This is a genomic window from Mesorhizobium sp. WSM4823 (assembly GCF_055811195.1).
In genome coordinates this window covers 206,763-226,678 of sequence record NZ_JBVVQL010000005.1, presented here as the reverse complement: position 1 = coordinate 226,678, position 19,916 = coordinate 206,763, and the positions used below count along the sequence as shown (strand labels likewise).

The 19,916-nt window shown below is 61.8% G+C and carries 14 protein-coding genes and 1 pseudogene; 8 read left to right on the top strand and 7 right to left on the bottom strand.

The features are described 5' to 3' along the window. Window positions 1-11: 11 nt before the first annotated feature. The 4 genes and pseudogenes from AC0L26_RS15890 to AC0L26_RS15875 all read left to right on the top strand — a co-directional run bounded on the left by AC0L26_RS15890 (window position 12) and on the right by AC0L26_RS15875 (window position 3,951). The gene (locus tag AC0L26_RS15890) at window positions 12-683 is read left to right on the top strand and encodes a hypothetical protein (RefSeq protein ID WP_473633550.1); all 672 of its coding nucleotides are present in this window, start codon (window positions 12-14) and stop codon (window positions 681-683) included. 105 nt (window positions 684-788) lie between these two features. Then, window positions 789-1,213 (top strand): annotated as a pseudogene (locus AC0L26_RS15885) (dienelactone hydrolase family protein). 90 nt (window positions 1,214-1,303) lie between these two features. Then, a complete protein-coding gene (locus tag AC0L26_RS15880; protein ID WP_473633390.1) occupies window positions 1,304-1,864 on the top strand; it encodes an RNA polymerase sigma factor in 561 nt (186 codons plus the stop codon). 2 nt (window positions 1,865-1,866) lie between these two features. Next, window positions 1,867-3,951: a vWA domain-containing protein gene (locus AC0L26_RS15875; RefSeq protein ID WP_473633389.1), complete on the top strand. Its 2,085-nt coding sequence runs from the start codon at window positions 1,867-1,869 to the stop codon at window positions 3,949-3,951. A gap of 108 nt (window positions 3,952-4,059) precedes the next feature. Here the strand turns inward: AC0L26_RS15875 and bmt are convergent, their stop codons facing one another. Continuing rightward, complete coding sequence (bmt, locus tag AC0L26_RS15870) at window positions 4,060-5,076, bottom strand: betaine--homocysteine S-methyltransferase (RefSeq protein WP_473633388.1); 1,017 nt, start codon at window positions 5,074-5,076, stop codon at window positions 4,060-4,062. Window positions 5,077-5,166: 90 nt separating this feature from the next. Continuing rightward, window positions 5,167-6,009, bottom strand: coding sequence for a helix-turn-helix domain-containing protein (locus AC0L26_RS15865; protein WP_029351899.1), 843 nt, complete (start codon window positions 6,007-6,009; stop codon window positions 5,167-5,169). Between the two features lie 228 nt (window positions 6,010-6,237). On the opposite strand from AC0L26_RS15865, the gene AC0L26_RS15860 reads away from it, so the two are divergent. Both AC0L26_RS15860 and AC0L26_RS15855 read left to right on the top strand, forming a co-directional pair. Beyond that, window positions 6,238-7,248 carry a fatty acid desaturase gene (locus AC0L26_RS15860; protein ID WP_473633387.1) on the top strand — a complete coding sequence of 337 codons (1,011 nt, stop codon included), beginning with the start codon at window positions 6,238-6,240 and terminating at the stop codon, window positions 7,246-7,248. Window positions 7,249-7,343: 95 nt separating this feature from the next. Further along, the gene (locus AC0L26_RS15855; protein ID WP_473633386.1) at window positions 7,344-8,144 is read left to right on the top strand and encodes a phosphate/phosphite/phosphonate ABC transporter substrate-binding protein; all 801 of its coding nucleotides are present in this window, start codon (window positions 7,344-7,346) and stop codon (window positions 8,142-8,144) included. Between the two features lie 5 nt (window positions 8,145-8,149). On the opposite strand, the gene AC0L26_RS15850 is transcribed toward AC0L26_RS15855, so the two are convergent. The 4 genes from AC0L26_RS15850 to AC0L26_RS15835 form a co-directional block, all read right to left on the bottom strand. After that, window positions 8,150-9,469, bottom strand: a complete 1,320-nt coding sequence (locus AC0L26_RS15850) for a M24 family metallopeptidase (RefSeq protein ID WP_473633549.1) — start codon at window positions 9,467-9,469, stop codon at window positions 8,150-8,152. Between the two features lie 66 nt (window positions 9,470-9,535). Then, entirely contained in the window at window positions 9,536-10,996 is a 1,461-nt protein-coding gene (locus AC0L26_RS15845) for an ArnT family glycosyltransferase (RefSeq protein ID WP_473633385.1), read from the bottom strand. A 248-nt stretch (window positions 10,997-11,244) separates the two neighbouring features. Then, window positions 11,245-13,830 (bottom strand): GcvT family protein, encoded by a 2,586-nt coding sequence (locus AC0L26_RS15840; RefSeq protein WP_473633384.1) that lies wholly within the window; start codon window positions 13,828-13,830, stop codon window positions 11,245-11,247. Window positions 13,831-14,029: 199 nt separating this feature from the next. Next, window positions 14,030-15,607 carry a trimethylamine methyltransferase family protein gene (locus tag AC0L26_RS15835; protein WP_473633383.1) on the bottom strand — a complete coding sequence of 526 codons (1,578 nt, stop codon included), beginning with the start codon at window positions 15,605-15,607 and terminating at the stop codon, window positions 14,030-14,032. Between the two features lie 210 nt (window positions 15,608-15,817). Here AC0L26_RS15835 and AC0L26_RS15830 point away from each other — a divergent pair, with 210 nt between their 5' ends. After that, window positions 15,818-16,978, top strand: coding sequence for an MFS transporter (locus AC0L26_RS15830; protein ID WP_473633382.1), 1,161 nt, complete (start codon window positions 15,818-15,820; stop codon window positions 16,976-16,978). Between the two features lie 25 nt (window positions 16,979-17,003). Here the strand turns inward: AC0L26_RS15830 and AC0L26_RS15825 are convergent, their stop codons facing one another. Next, entirely contained in the window at window positions 17,004-17,543 is a 540-nt protein-coding gene (locus AC0L26_RS15825; RefSeq protein WP_473633381.1) for a hypothetical protein, read from the bottom strand. A 135-nt stretch (window positions 17,544-17,678) separates the two neighbouring features. Here AC0L26_RS15825 and AC0L26_RS15820 point away from each other — a divergent pair, with 135 nt between their 5' ends. Beyond that, window positions 17,679-19,748, top strand: coding sequence for a prolyl oligopeptidase family serine peptidase (locus AC0L26_RS15820; RefSeq protein WP_473633380.1), 2,070 nt, complete (start codon window positions 17,679-17,681; stop codon window positions 19,746-19,748). Window positions 19,749-19,916 lie beyond the last annotated feature (168 nt).

The following is a 19,916-nucleotide window of genomic DNA, read 5'->3' as shown; positions in this document are numbered from 1 at the left end:
CTGTACCCAGCATGATCGAAGATATAGCGGCTGCGCTTTCCGCTCACGGCCTCATGCTTCGCGGCGGCTTCAATTTTACGGACGGCGAGCAAGCGCCTTCCGGTCTCTCCGGCGCTGCCGCCAGATCCGTTCTGTTGGTGGGGCAGGCGGGTGCTGCGCCGTGGCCGTATTTTCTGCGCTGGCGGGAACGCCAACCGCAAACCATCGCCAATCCGCTCGATACATGGTCTCGCGAAGTGATCGGCGCAGTGGCGAACGACTTCGGCGCGCGTGCCGTGTCACCGTCCGACAGACCGTATCTGCCGTTCCAGCAATGGGCGATGCGGGCGGAGGGGCTGAAGCCATCGCCGCTCGGCATCCTCATGCATCCGCAATACGGGCTCTGGCACGCCTATCGCGGCGCACTGCTGTTCGAGGACGAGATTGCGCTTCCAGAACCTCGCGACGTGTTTCACCTTTGCGATGCATGTCTAGAAAAGCCCTGCCTAAAATCCTGCCCAGTCGATGCGTATTCTGCGGATGGTTTCGCGCATGAAACTTGTCTGGTGCATGTGCGTGGGCAAAACGGCGCGCCTTGCCGGACCGGCGGCTGTCGCGACCGCAACGCCTGTCCCTATGGTACGGACTACCGGTATCCCCCAGAGGTTCAGGCTTTTCACATGGCGGCGTTCGCGCGTCTGTAGCGTTCGCCGAATGCCGCACGGAATCTTGAATAGGGTTGCCGCATTACGACTTGCCCCGATGGCTTGCGTGGATATGTATCGCACGACAAGTCAAAGGAGTGGGTGATGGCGAAGCGGGACATTCAGATCAAAACCAGTGATGGCTTGGCAAAAGCCGGTCTGTTCCGCTCGGCAGCCCCGGCCAAGACCGCAATCATCTTCTATATGGACGCTTTTGGCCCGCGGCCGGCGCTCGACCAAATGGCGGAACGGCCCGCAGGCGACAATTACGCGGTATTGGTCCCGGACCTTTTCTACCGCAACGCGCGCGGGTCTATGTCGGCACTGCGGGCGTGGACAGAAGCTTCCCGCCCGAACAGTCGGCGCGGCTGGCCGAAACGCTGCGCACGGCCGAGGTCGACCATGCCATAGAAAACTATGCCGGCATGGCGCATGGCTGGTGCGTGCCGGACCACAGCGCCTTCGATGCTAGCGGCGCCGAGCGCCACTGGAAACGATTGGCGACGCTGTTCGCGGAGACGCTTGGATAGAGCGTAGACAGTCTTCATGTGACCGCCTGCCAAAAAATTTCTTCCCTCATCCCAAGGAATCGCCACTAGCCTTCGTCCAACAGGCAAATGATGGCGCTGATGCTGGATGAAAGCGAAGCCTCCGACGCCGAACTGATCGGGCGGGCGAAGGACGGAGACAGGGGGGCTTTCGGCACATTGCTCGAAAGGCACTATGATTTCGTCTATCGCGCCGCCTATCGCTGGTGCGGAAAAAAGGCCGACGCCGAAGACATCGCCCAGGAAGTCTGCGTCCGGCTTGGGCGGGCGATCCGCGATTATCATGGCAGCGGCGCCTTCACCACCTGGCTCTACGCCATGACACTGAATGCGGCGCGCGACATGATGCGCAAGACTGCACGCGAGACGGTCAAGACCCAAGCCTACGGCGCTTACGAGCTGATCTCGGGAGAAGCCCCGGCCGAGCTCGAAGATCCAGCCGAGGCGCTTTGGGCGGCGGTGCGGATGCTGCCGGGCAAGCAACGCGACGCAGTGCTGCTCGTCTATGGTGAAGGACTAAGCCACGCAGCCGCCGCCGATGCGATGGCGATCTCTGAGACGACGGTTTCCTGGCACATCCATGAAGCGAAGAAACGGTTGAAGACGCTCATGCGTTCAGCCGGGGAAGTGTGATCATGGTCGACGACGACGAACTCAACAGGCTGCGCGACATCGCAGCGCCGGCGCCGGGTACCGATGCGAAGGCGCGTGCCTTTGCAGCCGCCATGCGTGCCTACGACACGGATGAAAAAACTCACGCCACCGCCCAAGGATCTGCGGGCGGGCTTCGTCTCACAGAGCGAGCACAAAAGCTCTGGAGCGAAATCATGCAAAAGAAACTCTTCGCCACGCCGGCCATTGCCGGGCTCGTCGCCCTGCCGATCGCCGGATACGCCACCATCTATATGCTACAGGAGCAGCCGTTCCGTTCCGGTGGGGACGAGAAGATCACCGAAACGCTCGCCGACAAACCTGTGGCCAATGCGCCGCCAACGGTGACGTCGCTCACCGTCACCGAGGCTGACAAGCGGAAGAAAGCCGATGTCGACGTTGAAAGCCGCGTCGCAGCCGAGGCGCTTGAGCCGGCATCGCCACCGAAGCCCGAATCGGCGGCTGTCAGCGGTATGGCAAGGCAGGATGCGCTGACCCGCAATGCGCCCCCGCCGGCGCCGATCGACGAGCTCGCACAGGACGGCGGCGCAAGCGCCGCAGCGGTCGGCACAACAGCCGAATCCAAACTGATGGCGCAGCCCTCCACCATGCCGGCCGACCAGATCCTGCCGCAGGAGCAAAACCGCGACCGCGTCGAGGGTTTCAAGACCAATCCGGTGCGTGCCGCGCTCGAGGAGCCGGTCTCGACGTTCTCGATCGATGTCGACACGGCCTCGTATTCCTTCATGCGACGTTCGCTCAGGGAAGGTTTTGTGCCGCAGGTCGACACGGTTCGCGTCGAGGAAATGATCAACTACTTCCCCTATGACTGGAAAGCGCCTGAGACCGCCTCGACGCCGTTCAATTCGACCGTCAGCGTCATGCCGACGCCATGGAACGAGCACACCAAGCTGATGCATGTCGCCATCAAGGGTTTCGACGCCAAGCCGGTCGAGCAGCCCAAGGCCAATCTGGTGTTCCTGATAGACGTGTCGGGCTCAATGAACGAGCAGGACAAGCTGCCACTGCTGCAATCGGCCTTCCGGCTTCTGGTCAACAAATTGAGGCCCGACGACACCGTCTCGATCGTCACCTATGCGGGTGACGCCGGCACCGTGCTCGAACCGACCAAGGTTTCGGAGAAGGACAAGATTCTCAATGCCATCGACACTTTGACGCCCGGCGGAAGCACGGCCGGCGAGGCGGGCATCAAGGAAGCCTACCGGCTGGCGCAAAAGTCCTTCGTCAAAGATGGCGTCAACCGGGTGATGCTGGCCACCGATGGCGACTTCAATGTCGGCCAGACCGACGACGACGACCTGAAGCGGCTGATCGAGCAGGAGCGCAAGACCGGCGTATTCCTGTCGGTGTTCGGCTTCGGCCGCGGCAATCTGAACGATCAGATGATGCAGACCATCGCCCAGAACGGCAACGGCACCGCCGCCTATATCGATACTTTGGCGGAGGCCGAGAAGGTGCTGGTCGAGGATGCGTCTTCGACATTGTTCACCATCGCCAAGGACGTGAAGATCCAGGTCGAGTTCAATCCGCAAAAGGTCTCGGAATACCGGCTGATCGGCTATGAGACCCGCGGCCTGAACCGCGAAGATTTCAACAATGATCGGGTCGATGCCGGCGAGATCGGTTCGGGGCATTCGGTCACCGCGATCTATGAGATCGCGCCGAAGGGCAGCGGCGGCGAGAAGATTGATCCGCTGCGCTACGGCCAGGCTTCAGTGAACAATGGCGGCGTCGCCAATGCCGACGAATATGCCTTCGTCAAAATCCGCTACAAGCTACCGAACGAGGACGCCTCGAAGCTCATAACCACGCCGGTAACATCAGCCAACGAGGTGGCGAGCTTTGACCAGGCCAGCACCGACCAGCGCTTCTCCGTTGCCGTCGCGGCCTTTGGCCAGAAGCTACGCGATGAGGATGCGACCGCGAAGTTCGGCTACGACAAGATCATGGAGATTGCCACTGCCGCCCGGGGAGCCGACCCGTTTGGGTACCGGTCCGAGTTCCTCTCGCTTGTGCGCCTTGCCTCGGCGCTTGGTGGTAACCGGTAACGGCAACGACGGCAGTTTTTCTTCAGATGGGATCGTTCTGGTAGGGGGAACCCTACCCAGGGGCGTGAGGCAGGCCGGCAGGGGAACCTTGCCGGCCTTTTGAACATGTCAGGCGCGGCTGCGCCGGCGCTCGCGGCGGGCTTCGCTGGTCTCGGCGGTGTTGACCGTCGCCTGCTTGTTGCGCATCGGGCCGATGCGCTCGACGATTTTCTCGACGGTCGGGCGATCCGACCTGGTGTGCGCGTCGAGCGCCTTGCGCATGGCGGCCAGGTGGGCGAACGAGGTGCCGCAGCAACCGCCGACGATTTTGGCGCCGGCATCGACGGCGAGCCTGACGTAGTCGGCCATCAATTCGGGTGTGCCGGAATAATGGATCTCGGTGCCGCGGAATTCCGGAATGCCGCAATTGCCCTTGACGATCACCGTCGCCTCTGGCTTCGCCTCGGTCATGTCGAGCAGCGAGGCGAGAATGTCGGAGGCGCCAACGCCGCAATTGGCGCCGACACCGAGCGGCGCCTGTGACAGTCCATCGGCGACGCCGTGGATATCCCTAGGCAGCAGCCCCATCATGGTGCGGCCAGCGGTGTCGAAGGAGCCGGTATAGGTATAGGGCAGGCCGACGCGGATCGCGGCTTCTGCTGCCGCGCGGATTTCGTCCGGCGCCGACATGGTCTCGATCCAGGCGACTTCGGCGCCGCCGGCCTTCAGGCCCTCGATCTGCTCGGCAAAAGCCTCGACTGCCTCGCCATAGGTCATGGCGCCGAGCGGCACCAGCAATTCGCCGGTCGGGCCGACCGAGCCGGCGACGATCACCTTGCGGCCGGCTTTATCGGCGACAGCGCGGGCGATCTCGGCGGCGCGCTTGTTCAGTGCATGCACGCGGTCCTGCGCATGGTGCAGCTTCAGCCGGTGACGGGTGCCGCCGAAGGAGTTGGTGAGGATGATGTCGGCGCCGGCATCGACAAAATTCTGGTGCAGGCTGGTGATGGTGTCGGGCGCCGTCTCGTTCAACAGCTCGGGAGCTTCGCCGGCCTCCAGCCCCATGGCGAACAGATTGGTGCCGGTGGCACCATCGGCAAGCAGAACGCCCTTTTCGGCAAGCAGCGCGTCAATCGGGTTGGTCATGGTGAAATACGCCTTCTGGGAATTCTCTATCGGGATAAAGACATAAAGAACTCTTTATATGGCGTCAATGTCAACGCAAGAAACAGGCTGTCAAAATCGCATTTCCGCCAGCCTTTGCGTGAAGCTGGCGGCTTCATGCGCGTTGATATCGGCGGCGCGGATCAGATTGTCGAAATGGCTGGTTAGCGTACGGACCGGCTGGGTCGCGTTCAGCACCAGATACATGTCCCCGACATAGATGGCGGCGCGATAGGGCCCGAAGATGGTGTAGGGGATCGAATAGCGCATTCGCCCGTCATAGAGAAACAGGCGGAAGGTGGGATAAAGATCGTCGAGCAGCGTCGCCATGTGGAGAAGCTGCTGGTGGCGGTCGGCCTCCGGGAAACGGTCCCACACGCCTAAGCCTCGCGCAAAAATCTCCAGCGTATGGCGCGGCATGCAGACTTCCATGTCGGTTTCCGGCCGCCGGTTGTAGTCGATGCGGTACTGCGTTTCGCCGGCCTGCGCCTCGCGGCTCTTGTTGGCAATGCCGGCTTCGTAGTCGACAAGCGCCTCGGTGCGCAAAAGATCGGGAATGCCGGCCGGCACGTAACGGATTTTCGTGCCTGCGGCCTCGGCATGCCACCTAGCCAGCAGCGTGCGGTCGAAACCGTCGGGCGCTTCCTCGATCTCCAGGCTCTCGCGGATTTCGCCGGTGACGCCTTCGTCCTGGCTGAGGCCGAGCAGCCAGTCGAGCGACACCTTGAATTCAGCGGCGATGTTGAGCAGCGTTTCGGCGCGCGGAAGGCGTGTCGAGGCGCCGGACAGCAGCTGCGAAAGCGCTGAACGGTCAATGCCCACCGCCGTCGCAAAGGCGGACTGGTTCAAGTCGGACCTTGTCAGGAGCATTTTCAAGCGCTCTCGAAAGATCGTCGACAGGTCGCGCTTGTCCATATCGTCATTCCGGCCGTTGGAAGGAAAAATTTTCGCCTAAGCAGCGAAAGCGCAACGTCAGGCGTAAACGAATCCTTGAGCGTGTTTACAATACATAACATATGCGGCTGAAAATGCGCAATCGCAACATCTTGTGCGCTTTGTCGCGTTGCAGCAACGCAATGCTCCTGACACAATGTTGTCAGGAATCAAAATGGTTCCGGCGACTGGAAAGCGGTGGTCGATAGCATGACAAGCATAGGCAGCAGACGACGCAGTGCACCGGCCATCGAATGGCCGACCGTGTTTCTCGCAGTTTTCTGCTACGGCACATGGCTTGCAGCCGGTTTGTTCCTGTGGCCGTCCTATCCGTTGCTGGCGCTAACCGTTTTGGCCTTGATGGCCGCACTGCAATCCTCGCTGGCCCACGAAGTCCTGCACGGCCATCCGACCCGCAATGCACTGCTCAATGAAACTTTCGTCTTCCTGCCGATCGGCCTCGTCTGGCCGTTCCGCCGGTTCAAGACCATTCATCTGCGCCACCATGCCGACGAACGGCTGACCGATCCGCTGGACGATCCCGAAAGCTACTACAAGGCGCTGTGGCATCATGATGAGCTGCCGCCGGCGATGAAATTTCTGTTGAAGATCAACAACACCATGGTCGGCCGCTTCGTGCTCGGCCCTTGGCTCTCCTGCATCGGCTTCTTCATCGACGATGCCAAGCAGATGCTCGCCGGCGACAAGGCGATCCGCAAGGCATGGCTGCTGCACGCAATCGGCCTCGCCGTCGTGTTGCCGGTCGTGCAGTTCGGCTTCGACATCCCGTTGTGGCTCTACATCCTGGTGCCGGTGTGGCTTGGCCAGTCGCTGATTTCGATCCGTACCTTCGCCGAGCACCAGTGGTCGGAGCATCCGGAGGGCCGCACGGTGATTGTCGAACGTTCGCCGCTGTCCTTCCTGTTCCTCAACAACAATCTGCATTTCGTCCACCACAAGAGCCCGACAGTTGCCTGGTACCGGCTGCCGAAGCTGTTTGCCGACCGCCGTGACGAGTGGCTGCGGATGAACAATGGCTATGCGTATCCGAACTATTTCGCGCTGCTCAGGGCTTATGCATTCAAGGCTAAGGAGCCGATCGTCCATCCGGTGCTGAGGCGCACGCCGGAGCCGGGGCGGGCGTTCAAGCCGCGCATCAGGGCGCGCAGCTTGAATGGACTTGGCAGTGCGCCAGTGCCCGCCGAGCCGCCGAAGGAGTGATTTTTGCGACTGTGCCGCGCTAGCGGCTATCCCTGTCGCGGGCGCATGGCGCCAATGGTACCATCAACCCTCTGGCATAATGGTCGATCCCCGGCATGAGCGAATTCATTGCGGCTTTGCCGATGTACGACTGGCCCGAAAGGCGCCACGAGGTCGACGCCCAATGGGCACGATTGCGTCACGCCTTTCGGCAAAAAGACATCGACGTGCCGGAGACCCTCACGCGCCGCAATGGCGACCTGCCGCCGGTGCCGGGTGGTGTTCGCGATGCCGCCGGAAACGTGATCGCGCCCGATCCGGCAACATTACCGCCGAACGAACTGGATTTTCATAAGCTTTGGCTGCATCCCGCGCTGCTGTTCGCGCAGAGCTGCTGGGGGCCGATGGAACTCGGTCTGTCAAAGCATGTCCAACTGGTTGGTCAGCCGAGCTATTCCGCATTCGAGGGCGGGCAGGGTGAACTCTATTCGAGCGCGCTCGTGATGCGGGCAGGTGAGGCGCCATCGGTCGCGTCACCTGCCGACGGCAGCCCTCTCATCCCGGTCGATTTGCTGCGCGGCAAGCGCTTTACCTATAACAGCCTTGATTCGATGTCGGGCATCATCGCGCCGACGCGCGATCTGGAAGCGCTTGGCGAAGGCCTGGACATCTTCTCGGAGCGCAGCGAGAGCGGTGGCCACCGGGCTTCGATCATCGCCATTGCCGAGGGCAAGGCCGATGTCGCGTCCATCGACTGCCAGAGCTGGGCGCAGGCGCAGCGCTTCGAGCCTACAGCCGAAGCGGTGGCGGTCGTTGGTTGGACAAAGCGGCGCAAAGGCCTGCCATTCATCACCGCCAGAACGACGCCGGAGAGGATCGTGGTGGCGTTGCGCGAGGCTGTTGCTGCGCTCGCATAAAACAATCAGCCGCCGAGCAGCCGCTCGTCGAGCGGGTAGGCCGAAAGCTTTTCGTTGCCGGTTTCGGTGATCAGGATCTGTTCCTCGATCTTGACGCCCTCGCGGCCGCCAAGCCGGCCGATATAGCTCTCGACGCAAAGCACCATGCCTGACACAAGCACGCCGTCCGGCGTGTCGTTAGTCCAGTCGATCGCATGCGGCAGCGTCGGGTATTCGTCGGCCAGGCCGACGCCGTGATAGAGCACGCCGTAGCGGGTTGGGAAGCAATCGCCAGGCGGCACCGCCGAGCGCTCGACAAGATCGCGGAACGATGTGTCCGGCTGCATTAGCGCCGTGTTATGGGCGATCTGGTCGGCAGCGACGCGGTAAAGGTCACGTTGTTCGTTCGACGGCTTCTTGCCGCCGCATAGCCAGGTGCGCGACAGGTCGGCACAGAAGCCGTAGGGGCCGATCAGATCGGTGTCGAAGGCGACGAGATCGCCGGCTTCGATAATTCGCGACGAGCATTCCTGAAACCACGGATTGGTGCGCGGGCCCGAGGTCAAGAGGCGGGTTTCGATCCATTCGCCGCCACGCGCAATGTTGCCGCGGTGGAGTTCGGCCCATAATTCGTTCTCGGAAATGCCTGGGACGAGTGCGGCTTCCATTTCGCTCATCGCCGCCTCGCAAGCTACGATCGAGCGGCGCATGGCCAGGATTTCGTCGTGCGATTTGATCAGACGTGCATTTTCCATCAGCGCTTCGCCATTGCCGATCGAAATGCCGAGGCGGGCGAGCGCTTCGACGCCCTCGGGATTGATATGATCGACGGCGATGCGGTTGATACCGCCGCCATGCTCCCTCACCAGATCGGCGATGCCGGCCGCCCAGCGGCGGGTCTTTTGCTCGGTCAACTCGCCGCTATAGAGATACATCCACGACACAGCCGGCCGCACCTCGTCGACGACACCGGAATGGTCGGAAAGGTGCTCGCAGGAAAAATAGTCGAACAGCACCACCGGGCCTTCGGTGGCGACGAAACAATGCCTGGTCGGATTGTGCGAGACCCAGAGCTGCATGTTGGTCGAATCCGTCGCGTAGCGGATGTTGATCGGATCGTAGAGCAGGGCTCCGGCATAGCCGCGACGCTTCAGCTCGGCTCGGATGCGGTCGAGCCGGTACTGGCGCATCGCGGGCAGGTCGGGAGCAGCAAGGCCGGCGGCTTGCCATTCCGCTTCCGCCAATGCGCCGTAGCCAAGCACATGCTGGTTGAGTTCAGCGGCCTTCTGCCGCGACTTCAGGCGCAACGCCTCGATGGAGCCCGCTTCGTCCGGCTCGAATGGCATTATCTTGCGGTGGCGACCAAACCGTCGCTCGACGCCTGGCTCGCTCACTTTCCCATCCTTCCGATCTCAATCGGTCGCAGGAGCATTGGCATTTCGCTTTTTCAACTTGACGACGGTCACTAGCCTGCCTTCGCTGGAACCGAGAAATTCGGGTACCCTGAGGCTGCGGCGTTCACTGTCCAGGACGAAACCCGCCTGGTTGATGCGGTCCAGGATTTCCGGTTCCGGATCTGGTTTGTCAAGCCAGACCAGAACGGCGGGTTCCTGCAGCAACGCGGCGAAATCAGGCACCTCGTCCCCGAGAATGATAAGGTCGGGATCGATGAGCCTGAGATTGCCCACCCAGTGCCAGTCTGAAGTAACGGTCTTGACTGTGCCATCCGCGGTCAGAGCACTATACAGCGCCGGGTAGTCCAGGCGGACGACGCGTCCCTGGCCCGTTCCGCCGTAGACCTGATAAGCCCATGTCGCCGGCAAGATCAGTATGGCCAGTGCGGCTGCAACGGTGATGGTGAGGTTTTGCGCTGTCCTGCCTTTGTCGCCGAGAGCCTCCATGCGAGCAGCGAAAGCGACAGGCAGAAAAAGCAGGACCGGCAACAACCAGCGCGCCTTGAACGTGGTGGCGCCGCTGGCGATCACCAGCACAATGGTGATGCAGAGCCCGAAGCCGAGAATGCGCCACAATAGTTTTTCCGACTCTGGAAGCCGCTGGCGGAGCACCGATGGAACGACCCGTCCCGCCAGCATTGCCACCGCAAGAATCACAACCGGCAGGATAGCAAAATTCAGTACGGCATCGCCAAAGGCGATGATGCCTTTCAACGCGACGACGAAAGCACTGTCGCCTCCATTGATGCCGAACTTGTAGCTGCGCGCCAGCAATTCGCTCGGATGCGTAGCGGTCCAATACAATGTCGGCAGGCAGACCAGCAGCGCCACAGCCATGCTGATCATGATTTGCGGGCGCAGGATGACCTGGCGGGTTTCGCGCAACGTCAATGTCGCCGCCAGCATCGCGGCAATCAGGATGAAAAGGTTGTATTTCGCCAGCACAGCTGCACCGATCGCCAGGCCGAACAACGCATAGGCGAGCAGCGATTTGCGCTGCAGCAGCTCGACGAGCGCAAGCAGCAGCAGCCCCGAAAAACAAAAGGCGGCAACGGTATGCGACAAGGTGTGCTGCATTTCCCAGATCAGCTGAGGAAACAGCAACAGGCCTAGAATGGAGGCAACTGCGGTGCGTTGGGCATAGCCGAGTTTTTGCACCACGACGAAGATGGACGCCAAGGCTACAAAAATCAGGGAGTATTTCAGTAATTTCAGCGCGAAGATGTTGGTTCCGAACACCGACGACGTCAGCCAGCCGAGCCAGGAGTAAAGCGGCGGCTGCGAGCCGCCATAGCCCGCCCACAAAAACCTGATATACATCAGCTGTTCGGAGTCATCGACACCGACCCCAGTTCCCGCCCAAAGGCTCGCCAGCGGCAGCACGACGATCTGTGTGCAGCAATAGAGCGCGACCAGCACGATCGCCGCGGGGAAGGGGCCGATCCTGCCCCCGGCAAGCCATTCGGCCCATCTCATCGAATATTTCAAGGAATTCTCGTCGTCAGTGCCAGTTGCCGGCTCCGCTAGCATGAAGACCGCTTCCTGCACAATGTGGCAGCCCTGATCGCTGCTAGAGCGGCGGTCTTCCAAGTCGAATCGTACCGCCGCACTATCTCTTGCTTGAGCGTCGGATTTCCCAAACCGGACCCACTTTAGGGTCCGATGCTCTAGGTCCGCATCTTCTCGCCCCTCGGGTCGAACGGCGGCTCGATATTGATGCGAGCCGGCCGACGGCTTCCGAGGATTTCGATCTCGAACAAGCCGGCGCTCTCGTTCTCGGCCAAGGCGCCCGGCACATAGCCTTGCGCCATCGACTTTTGCACGTAATGCGCATAGCCGCCGGAGGTGACCCAGCCGACCACGCGCCAGTCGCCGTCGACGATGCCGCGCACGGCCGAGGCGCCTTCCGCAGCCCTGGAGCCGCGCACTTCCTTGCCGTGCGCACCGAAACGCGGCGCGCCATAGCCATGCGGCTTTTCCACCGTGCCGTAGTCCTTGCCGCCGACCTTGGCCCAGATCGGTTCGTCGCCCATGACGTCGGCATCCGCGGCATCGACGATGAAGGAGACGCGGCGCAGTTTCGGCCCTTCTGCATGCTCCCGGGCCGCCGCTTCGCGTCCGATGAAATCATTCTTCTCGAGCTTGATGAAGCGATCCATCGCTCCTTCGAACGGGCCATAGATCGGGCGCAGTTCGCGGAACCAGGTCGGAAAATTCTTTTCCAGCCGCATCGACAGCAAGGCGCGCATGCCGAAATCGACGATGCCAAACTCCTGGCCGGCATCCTTGATCGCCTTGTAGACCAGGCGCTGGTAGGCTGGCGCCATCCAGATCTCGTAACCGAGATCGCCGGTATAGGTAACGCGATTGACCATGCAGGGTGCGCCGCCGACCGCTATTTCGCGGAAATCCATGAAGCGGAAAGCCTTGGTCGAAACATCCACGTCAACAAGCTTCTGCAGCAGGTCGCGTGATCTCGGCCCGGCGATCGAGAGGCCGACAAGCGTCTGGTCGAAGCGGTGGATGCGGACCTGTGACGCCCTTGGACCATCCTTCGGCAGGTGCTTCTCGAACCAGCGCATATGATACTTCTGCGCGGCCGACGAGCCCCAGATCATGAAACGCTCTTCGCCCGCCTTGGCGATGGTGAAGTCGCCGATCAGCCTGCCGAATTCATTGAGCATTGGCGTCAGCACGATGCGGCCGGTCTTCGGCATGCGGTTGGTCATCAGCCGGTTGAGGAAATCCTCGGCAGCCGGCCCGGAAACTTCGTATTTGGCGAAGTTGGCGATCTCGGTGACGCCGACCTTCTCGCGGGTGGTACGCACTTCCTCGCCGATCGGCCCGAAATCGTTGGAGCGGTGGAAGGAAACGATATCCTTCGGCTCCGTACCTTTCGGCGCGAACCAGAGCGGCGTTTCGAGGCCCCACGAGTCGCCCATGACGGCGTTGTTGGCCAGCATCGTGTCGTAGAGCGGCGTCGTCTGCGCCGGCCGCGCGGCCGGCAATTCCTCGTTGGGAAAGCGGATGGAAAAGCGGCGCGAATAGTTTTCGCGCACCTTGGCATTGGTGTAGCGCAGCGTTGCCCATTCGCCGAAGCGGGCGACGTCCATGCCCCAGACGTCGAAGCCGGGGTCGCCATTGACCATCCAGTTCGACAGCGCCAACCCGACGCCGCCACCTTGCGAGAAGCCGGCCATGACGGCGCAGGCGCACCAGAAATTGGTCAGGCCCTGCACCGGGCCGACCAGCGGGTTGCCGTCCAGCGCGAAGGTGAAGGGACCGTTGATGATCTGCTTGATGCCGGCCTTCTCGATGCCGGGGAAATGCTTGAAGCCGATTTCGAGCGACGGCGCGATGCGGTCGATGTCGGGCTGCAGCAATTCGTGGCCGAAATCCCATGGCGTGTTGACCGGCGACCACGGCTTGCAGGCCTTTTCGTAGGTCCCGAGCAGGATGCCGTTGCGCTCCTGGCGGGTGTAGATCTCACCTTTGAAGTCCATCACGCCGATCATCTCGCGGCCGGTCGATTTGTTGAATTCTTCGACCTCCGGCATCGGCTCGGTCAAAAGGTACATATGCTCCATGGCCAGCAGCGGCAGCTCGACACCGACCATGCGGCCGATCTCGCGAGCCCACAGGCCGCCGCAGTTGACGACGTGTTCGGCCTTGACCGTGCCTTGCTCGGTGACGACGTTCCAGGTGCCGTCGACTTCCTGCGTCAGCTCGACGACGCGGTTGCGCAGCACGATTTCGGCGCCGAGCTTCCTGGCAGCCTTGGCATAGGCGTGAGTGGTGCCGGAAGGATCGAGATGGCCTTCGACCGGATCCCACATGGCGCCGACGAAATTCGTCTCGTCCATCAGCGGGAACATCGCCTTGGCCTCGGACGGCGTTATCAGCTCGGTGTCCATGCCGAGATAGCGGCCCTTGGCGTGGGCAAGGCGTAAAAAGTCCATGCGCTCGGGGGTATCGGCCATCATCACGCCACCGGTCAGGTGCAGCGAACAGGACTGGCCGGAAAGCTCCTCAATCTCCCTGTAGAGCTGCACCGTATAGGCCTGCAGCTTGGCGACATTAGGGTCGCCGTTGAGCGTATGGAAGCCGCCCGCCGCATGCCAGGACGAGCCGGAGGTGAGCTCAGAGCGCTCGATCAGCATGATGTCGGTCCAGCCGGCCTTGGCCAGATGATAGAGCACCGAGCAGCCGACGACACCGCCACCAATGACAACCGCTTTGACGTGAGATTTCATGAAGATAGTTCCGTTTTTGAAGAGATTGAATCGAGTGGGCGGGGCGTGAAAGCAAAGCGGAGAAGGGTGCCAGCCGGAATCGCTTCGCGCCCTTCCTCTCCCCCGCCGATCGGGGGAGAGGTGTCGAGCGTAGCTCGACGGAGTGGGGTCGACCGTTCATCAAATCCATACGAATGATCAGTTCATCACGACACAATCATCAAAAATCGGTCGGCGCGCCGCCTTCGGACCGGCGTTTTTCGACGAATGCGTTGAGCTCTTCGCGAATGGCCGGGTCCATGTAGGGCTCTTCGTAGGACGCCAGCCGTTCCTTCCACACCTTGTTGGCCTTTTCGAGAGCCGTCGGCGATCCGGCTTCGGCCCAGGTCTCGAAATTGCGCCAGTCGGAGATAACAGGGGAGTAGAAGGCGGTCTTGTAGCGGTCCTGGGTGTGCTGGGTGCCGAAGAAATGGCCGCCCGGGCCGACCGACTGGATAGCGTCGAAGCCGAGTGCTTCCTCTGAAAGGTCGAGCGGGGTCAAAAATTCCGCCACCATCTGCAGCAGGTCGATGTCCAGAATGGTCTTCTCATAGGAGCAGCGCAGGCCGCCCTCGAGCCAGCCGGCTGCATGCATCATCAGATTGCCGCCACCTTGGATGGCGCCCCACAGCGAGAACACGCTTTCATAGGCCGCCTGCGCGTCGACCGTATTGGCGGCGCAGGTGTTGGAGGTGCGGTAAGGGATGTTGTAGCGGCGGGCGAGTTGGCCGCCGACCAATTGCGCCTTCATGTATTCCGGGGTTCCGAAGGCCGGCGCGCCGGACTTCATGTCGACATTGGAGGTGAAGCCGCCATAGCCGACAGGGGCGCCCTTGCGCACCATCTGTGCGAAGGCGATGCCGGACAGCGCTTCCGCATTCTGCTGCACCAGCGCACCGGCGATGGTCACGGGCGCCATGGCGCCCGACAGGGTGAACGGCGTCACGATGACGACCTGGCCCTTGCTCGACATCTGGATAATGCCTTCCATCATCGGCACATCGAGCTTGAGCGGCGAATTGGTGTTGATGATGGTGAACACCGACGGCTCTTCGAGAAGCTGTTCGTCGCTGATGCCGCGCGCAATCCTGGTGATCTCGATGCCGTCGACATTGCGCTCCTTGCCGAGCGAGTAGATGTGGAACACCTTGTCGGTGAGCATGCTCAAATCGCGGATGCATTCGAGGTGCCGGACGGACGGATGGATATCGATCGGCTCGACCGGATAACCGCCCGTGCAGTTCAGGATGTTGTGCATCTGCGCGAGCTTGAGGAAGTTGCGGTAATCCTGCTGGTTGCCCGGCCTGCGACCGCGGTCGATGTCGGAGCAATTGGGCGCCGACGCCATCATCGAAATGATCAGATTGTCGCCGCCGAAGCGGACATTATGCGCCGGATTGCGGGCGTGGATGGTGAATTCCGACGGGCAGTGCGAAACGAGTTCAAGGATCATGTCGCTGTCGAAGCGCACCCGCTCGCTGCCTTCGCGGACATCCGCGCCATGTGCCTTCATGATGCGCCTTGCTTCATCGTGCAGCACATCGACGCCGATTTCCCTGAGAACGCGCAGCGAGGCGAGGTGGATCGATTCCAGCTCGTCGTCGGATACCAGCTTCGTCGGCGTCAGCGGAATTTTCAGCTGACGGAAAGGCGGCTGCTCGAACGCCGCCGCTGCGCCGGCGCGCTTCCCCGCGCGGCCGCCACGACGGGCGCGGTCGTTTGCCAGTGCCGGTTCGGCGGGATAAAGGGCGGCGGTCATAATAGGCCTCGTACGCTGCGACAGTGCGGCGGCATAATGGACCGCCAGCCGTCCCGCCATTGCGGAGGCGGCGACCACTAGGACGAGGGAAGCGACATGACGGCTCCGGGGCTGAAGGGCCTCTCTGGCTGGCGCAAGCGGTTCTCGCCGCCGGTGCTTCCCGGCACGCCGTCGAAACGCTAATCGTGCAGGTTCCTTATTGGTGCGATCATGACCCGGGTTGAACAGAGCGACGGCGAGAGAATGCAGTGGGCGGCGATCACCGGCGTGATCGCCACCGTTTCGGTGTTCGCCATCGCGCAAGGGCTGAGCTACCCGCTGTTGAGCTTCATCCTGCAGCGCCAGGGCGTCTCGCCGGCCATGATCGGGCTGTCGGCGGCGATGACGCCGGTCGGCTTTATCGTTTCGTCGCCGCTCATCCCGGCGCTGGCGCGCCGGTTCGGGGCAGGGCGCACCGCACTCACCTGCGCCGCCCTTTCGGCGATCGTGCTGGCGCTGATCGGCTGGACGCAAAATGTGTATCTGTGGTTTCCGCTGCGCTTCCTGATCGGCGTGGTGACCAATCCGCTCTATGTGCTGAGCGAGATCTGGGTGATCGCGCTGGCGCCGCCGAAACGCCGTGGTCGTGTCATGGGGGTCTATTCCACAGTCATTTCGGCAGGTTTCGCCGCCGGTCCGCTGTGCCTGCTTGCCGTCGGCACCGAAGGCTGGCCGCCATTTCTCGTCGGCATCGCCGCGTTCGTCTTTTGCGGCGCCTGCCTGGCGCTGGTGCTGCGACGGCTGCCAAAGGTCGATGAGGCCGGGCACCAGGTTTCCGTCATGGGGTTTATACCGATGGCATGGCTGCTGTTGTCCGCGGTCGTCGTGGCCGCCGGTTTCGAACAAGCGGTGCTTGCGCTGCTGCCGGTCTACGGAACGCATTATGGCATGGCGGAATCCCGCATGTCGGCGCTGCTGTCGATGATGATAGCAGGCAACATCGCCATGCAGGTACCGCTCGGCCTGCTGGCGGAACGGCTGACGGCGCGTCTGGTGCGGTTTATCTGTGTGTCCCTAACGGTGTTCGGATGCGCGTTGTTGCCGGTTCTCATCGAAACGCCGCTGATCTGGCCATGCGTCTTTGTCTGGGGCGCGGCTTCCTACGGCATCTACACGATGTCGATCATCGAGCTCGGCGAGCGGTTCACCGGCTCGGCACTGGTCGCCGGCAACGCCGCCTTCTCGCTGATGTGGGGGGTCGGCGGCATCGCCGTGCCGCCGCTGGCGGGCGGCGCCATGGATATTCTCGGTGCGGGCGGCCTGCCGATCACACTCGGCGCGAATTGCCTGGCGCTGGCGGTTACAACGATGATGCGACGGCGGATGGTGTGAGATACGGATCGGAGTGCTGTAGCCCTCAATTGCCTTGCCGTCTGAAAATAGCCCAGAGGTCACAATCGGCATGGTGTTCCGGTGGATAGTATTTGCTGCGTAGCGTTCCTTGAATTTCAACAGCACGATCAAAGTCTGGGATCAGTCCGACGTTGGAGAGTTCCGAGTTCGCGAATGCTTCCGGAAAGCCGCCGCAATTGGTTAGTGCGCTTGTTGAGACGTCCTGGTCCAGCAAGTCGTAGCCAAGGAACGTGAATCCATTCCAGTCAAGGTGGCGCACATCCGTTGAGGGCCGTCGGATCACAGCAAGGACGTTGAGGTCGTTCGCGTCGACCAATTCCGAAAGAAGGAAGTCCAGATTCACAAAGAAGTCGAGCATGTAGTCTTCGTTCACAATATGAGGCCAGTAGCTGTCCTTCGTTTCTCCTAGCGCGACCGGGCAGAGCATCCCGTCGAGCGTGACGACCTCGGTCAACTGGGTGAGGCCCGACCACTGGATGTACTCCTTCCATCCTGTGCCGTTGACCGGATCAAACTTCTCATTCGCAATGTAGAGACGTTGCATGAAGTTTCCTTGCACCCCACGCAGAAGGCCTGGCTATGGTAATTGCGGAGGCCGTTCGTTTTATGTGTTTCAATTGAATCTCGATAGCGTCATGCCGATGTGTGGCACCGAGCTTGACGAATTTTCGGAGACCACATGACCAGACCAAACACAAAGACGCAGCCGAATTCGGCGGACGAAGATCCCTTTCTCTGGCTGGAGGACAGGACAGGCAAGGAAGCGCTCGACTGGGTTCACCGTCAGAACGAGGTTACAACAGGTGAATTGCAGGGCGATCCGTCTTACCAGGCCTACTTCCAAACCGCGCTCGACCTGATGACGGCCGAGGACAACATTGCGGTCGGGTCTGCACTCAACGGCCACGTCTATAATTTCTGGCAGGACAAGACCAATGTGCTCGGCCTCTGGCGGCGCACGACGGTCGCTTCCTACAAGAACGAGAAGCCGCAGTGGGAGACGATCATCGACTTCGACATGCTGTCGGCCAAAGAGGGTGTGAAATGGGTGTTCAGCGGCGCCAGCCGGCTTTATCCCGACTTCACCCGCTGCCTGCTCTCGATGTCGCCGGATGGCGGCGACGCCAGTGAGATGCGCGAATTCGATATCGACACCAAGTCCTTTGTCGAGGGCGGCTTTCGTGCACCTGCCTCGAAGTCCGGCTTCGGCTGGCTGGACAAGGACACGGTCATCGTCTCGGCTGCCTTCGAAGAGGACGAAAAAACCCAGTCCGGTTATCCGCGGGTGGTCAAGCTTTGGCAGCGCGGCACCAGGCTGGAGGATGCGACCCCGATCTTCGAGGCGCAGAAGCAGGATCTCGCCGCCGGCGGTTCCCTCGAATACGACGGCGATAAGCGGCATCTGTTCCTGACCCGGACGCTCGACTTCTTCGCCTCGCACAGTTTTCTGCGCCTGCCTTCCGGCCAAAACAAGCGCATTCCGCTGCCGGATGACGTCACCGACACGGCGCTGTTTCGGGATCAGTTCGTCTTTGGGGTGCGCAGTCCGTGGACGGCGCCGGACGGCACGCTGTGCCAGCCTGACGGCCTCTATTCGCTGGATTTCGCACGCTGGATCGAAACCGGCGCGTTAGATCAGGTGGAAACCGTGCTCCAGCCGGCGCAGCGCGTTTCCATCGCCGGCATTGCCCGTACGCAGGACCGGTTGTTCATCAATCTGATGGACAATGTACGCGGCAAGGTCGTCGTCTGCGAGCGCAACCATGACAGCTGGTCGCTGGAACCTGTCGCGCTGCCGGAGAATGGCAATGTCGGCATCGCCCATGCCGAACATTTCGGCTCCAGCGTCTCCTTCTCCTTCACCGATTTTCTGACGCCGAGTTCGATCATCTGGTCGGACGACAATGCTGCGACGCTTATGACGGTGAAATCGCAGCCGGCGCGTTTCGATTCTGCCTCCCTTGTCTCGGAACAGTTCGAGGCACGCTCGAAAGACGGCACTATGATCCCGTACTTCGTCGTCAGGCGGCGCGACCAGGACGGGCCGGTGCCGACGCTGCTTTACGGCTATGGCGGCTTCGAAGTGCCGTTGCTGCCCGGCTATGCCGGTGTGCGCGGCAGGCTGTGGCTGGAAAAGGGCAATGCCTATGTCCAGGCCAATATCCGCGGCGGCGGCGAGTTCGGCCCGAACTGGCATCAGGCCGCGCTCAAGGCCAACCGGCAGAAGGCCTTTGACGATTTCGCCGCGGTCGCGCAGGACCTAGTGAAACGTGGCATCGCCACGCCGGCGACGCTCGGTATCCAGGGCGGCTCGAATGGCGGCTTGCTGACGGGCGTTTCGTTGACCCAGAATCCGGAGCTTTTCGGTGCGGTGATCATCGACGTGCCGCTGCTCGACATGCTGCGTTATACCGAGCTGCCGCCCGGCTCATCCTGGATGGCCGAGTATGGCGATCCGGCGAAGCCGGAGGAGGCCGCGTGGCTGGCCGCTTACTCACCTTATCAGCATGTAAAGACCGATGCGGCCTATCCGCCGGTGCTGCTGACAACGTCGACCGCCGACGACCGCGTCCATCCCGGCCATGCGCGCAAGATGGCGGCGCGGCTGCAGGCTGCCGGGCAGGCCAATACGCTGTTCTTCGAGGAGACCGAGGGCGGCCATGGCGGGCGCGGCGATCGTCGGCCGCAGGCAGCACAGGCGGCGATGAAGTATGTCTTCCTGCAACGTGCGCTGAACGGAACGGCCTGAACGGAACTGCTTGAACTGATCGTATCGGGCGGCATAAGGTGCTGCATGGCTCGGATGAAGACATGTCGCGCATTTGGGGTGGCGGTGACGCCGTCGCCGCGCACGCTTCGCGCCGAGCTTTTGCGGCTTTGCGCCCGCATCGGCTATTCGCCGCCCGCGCACCTCTGA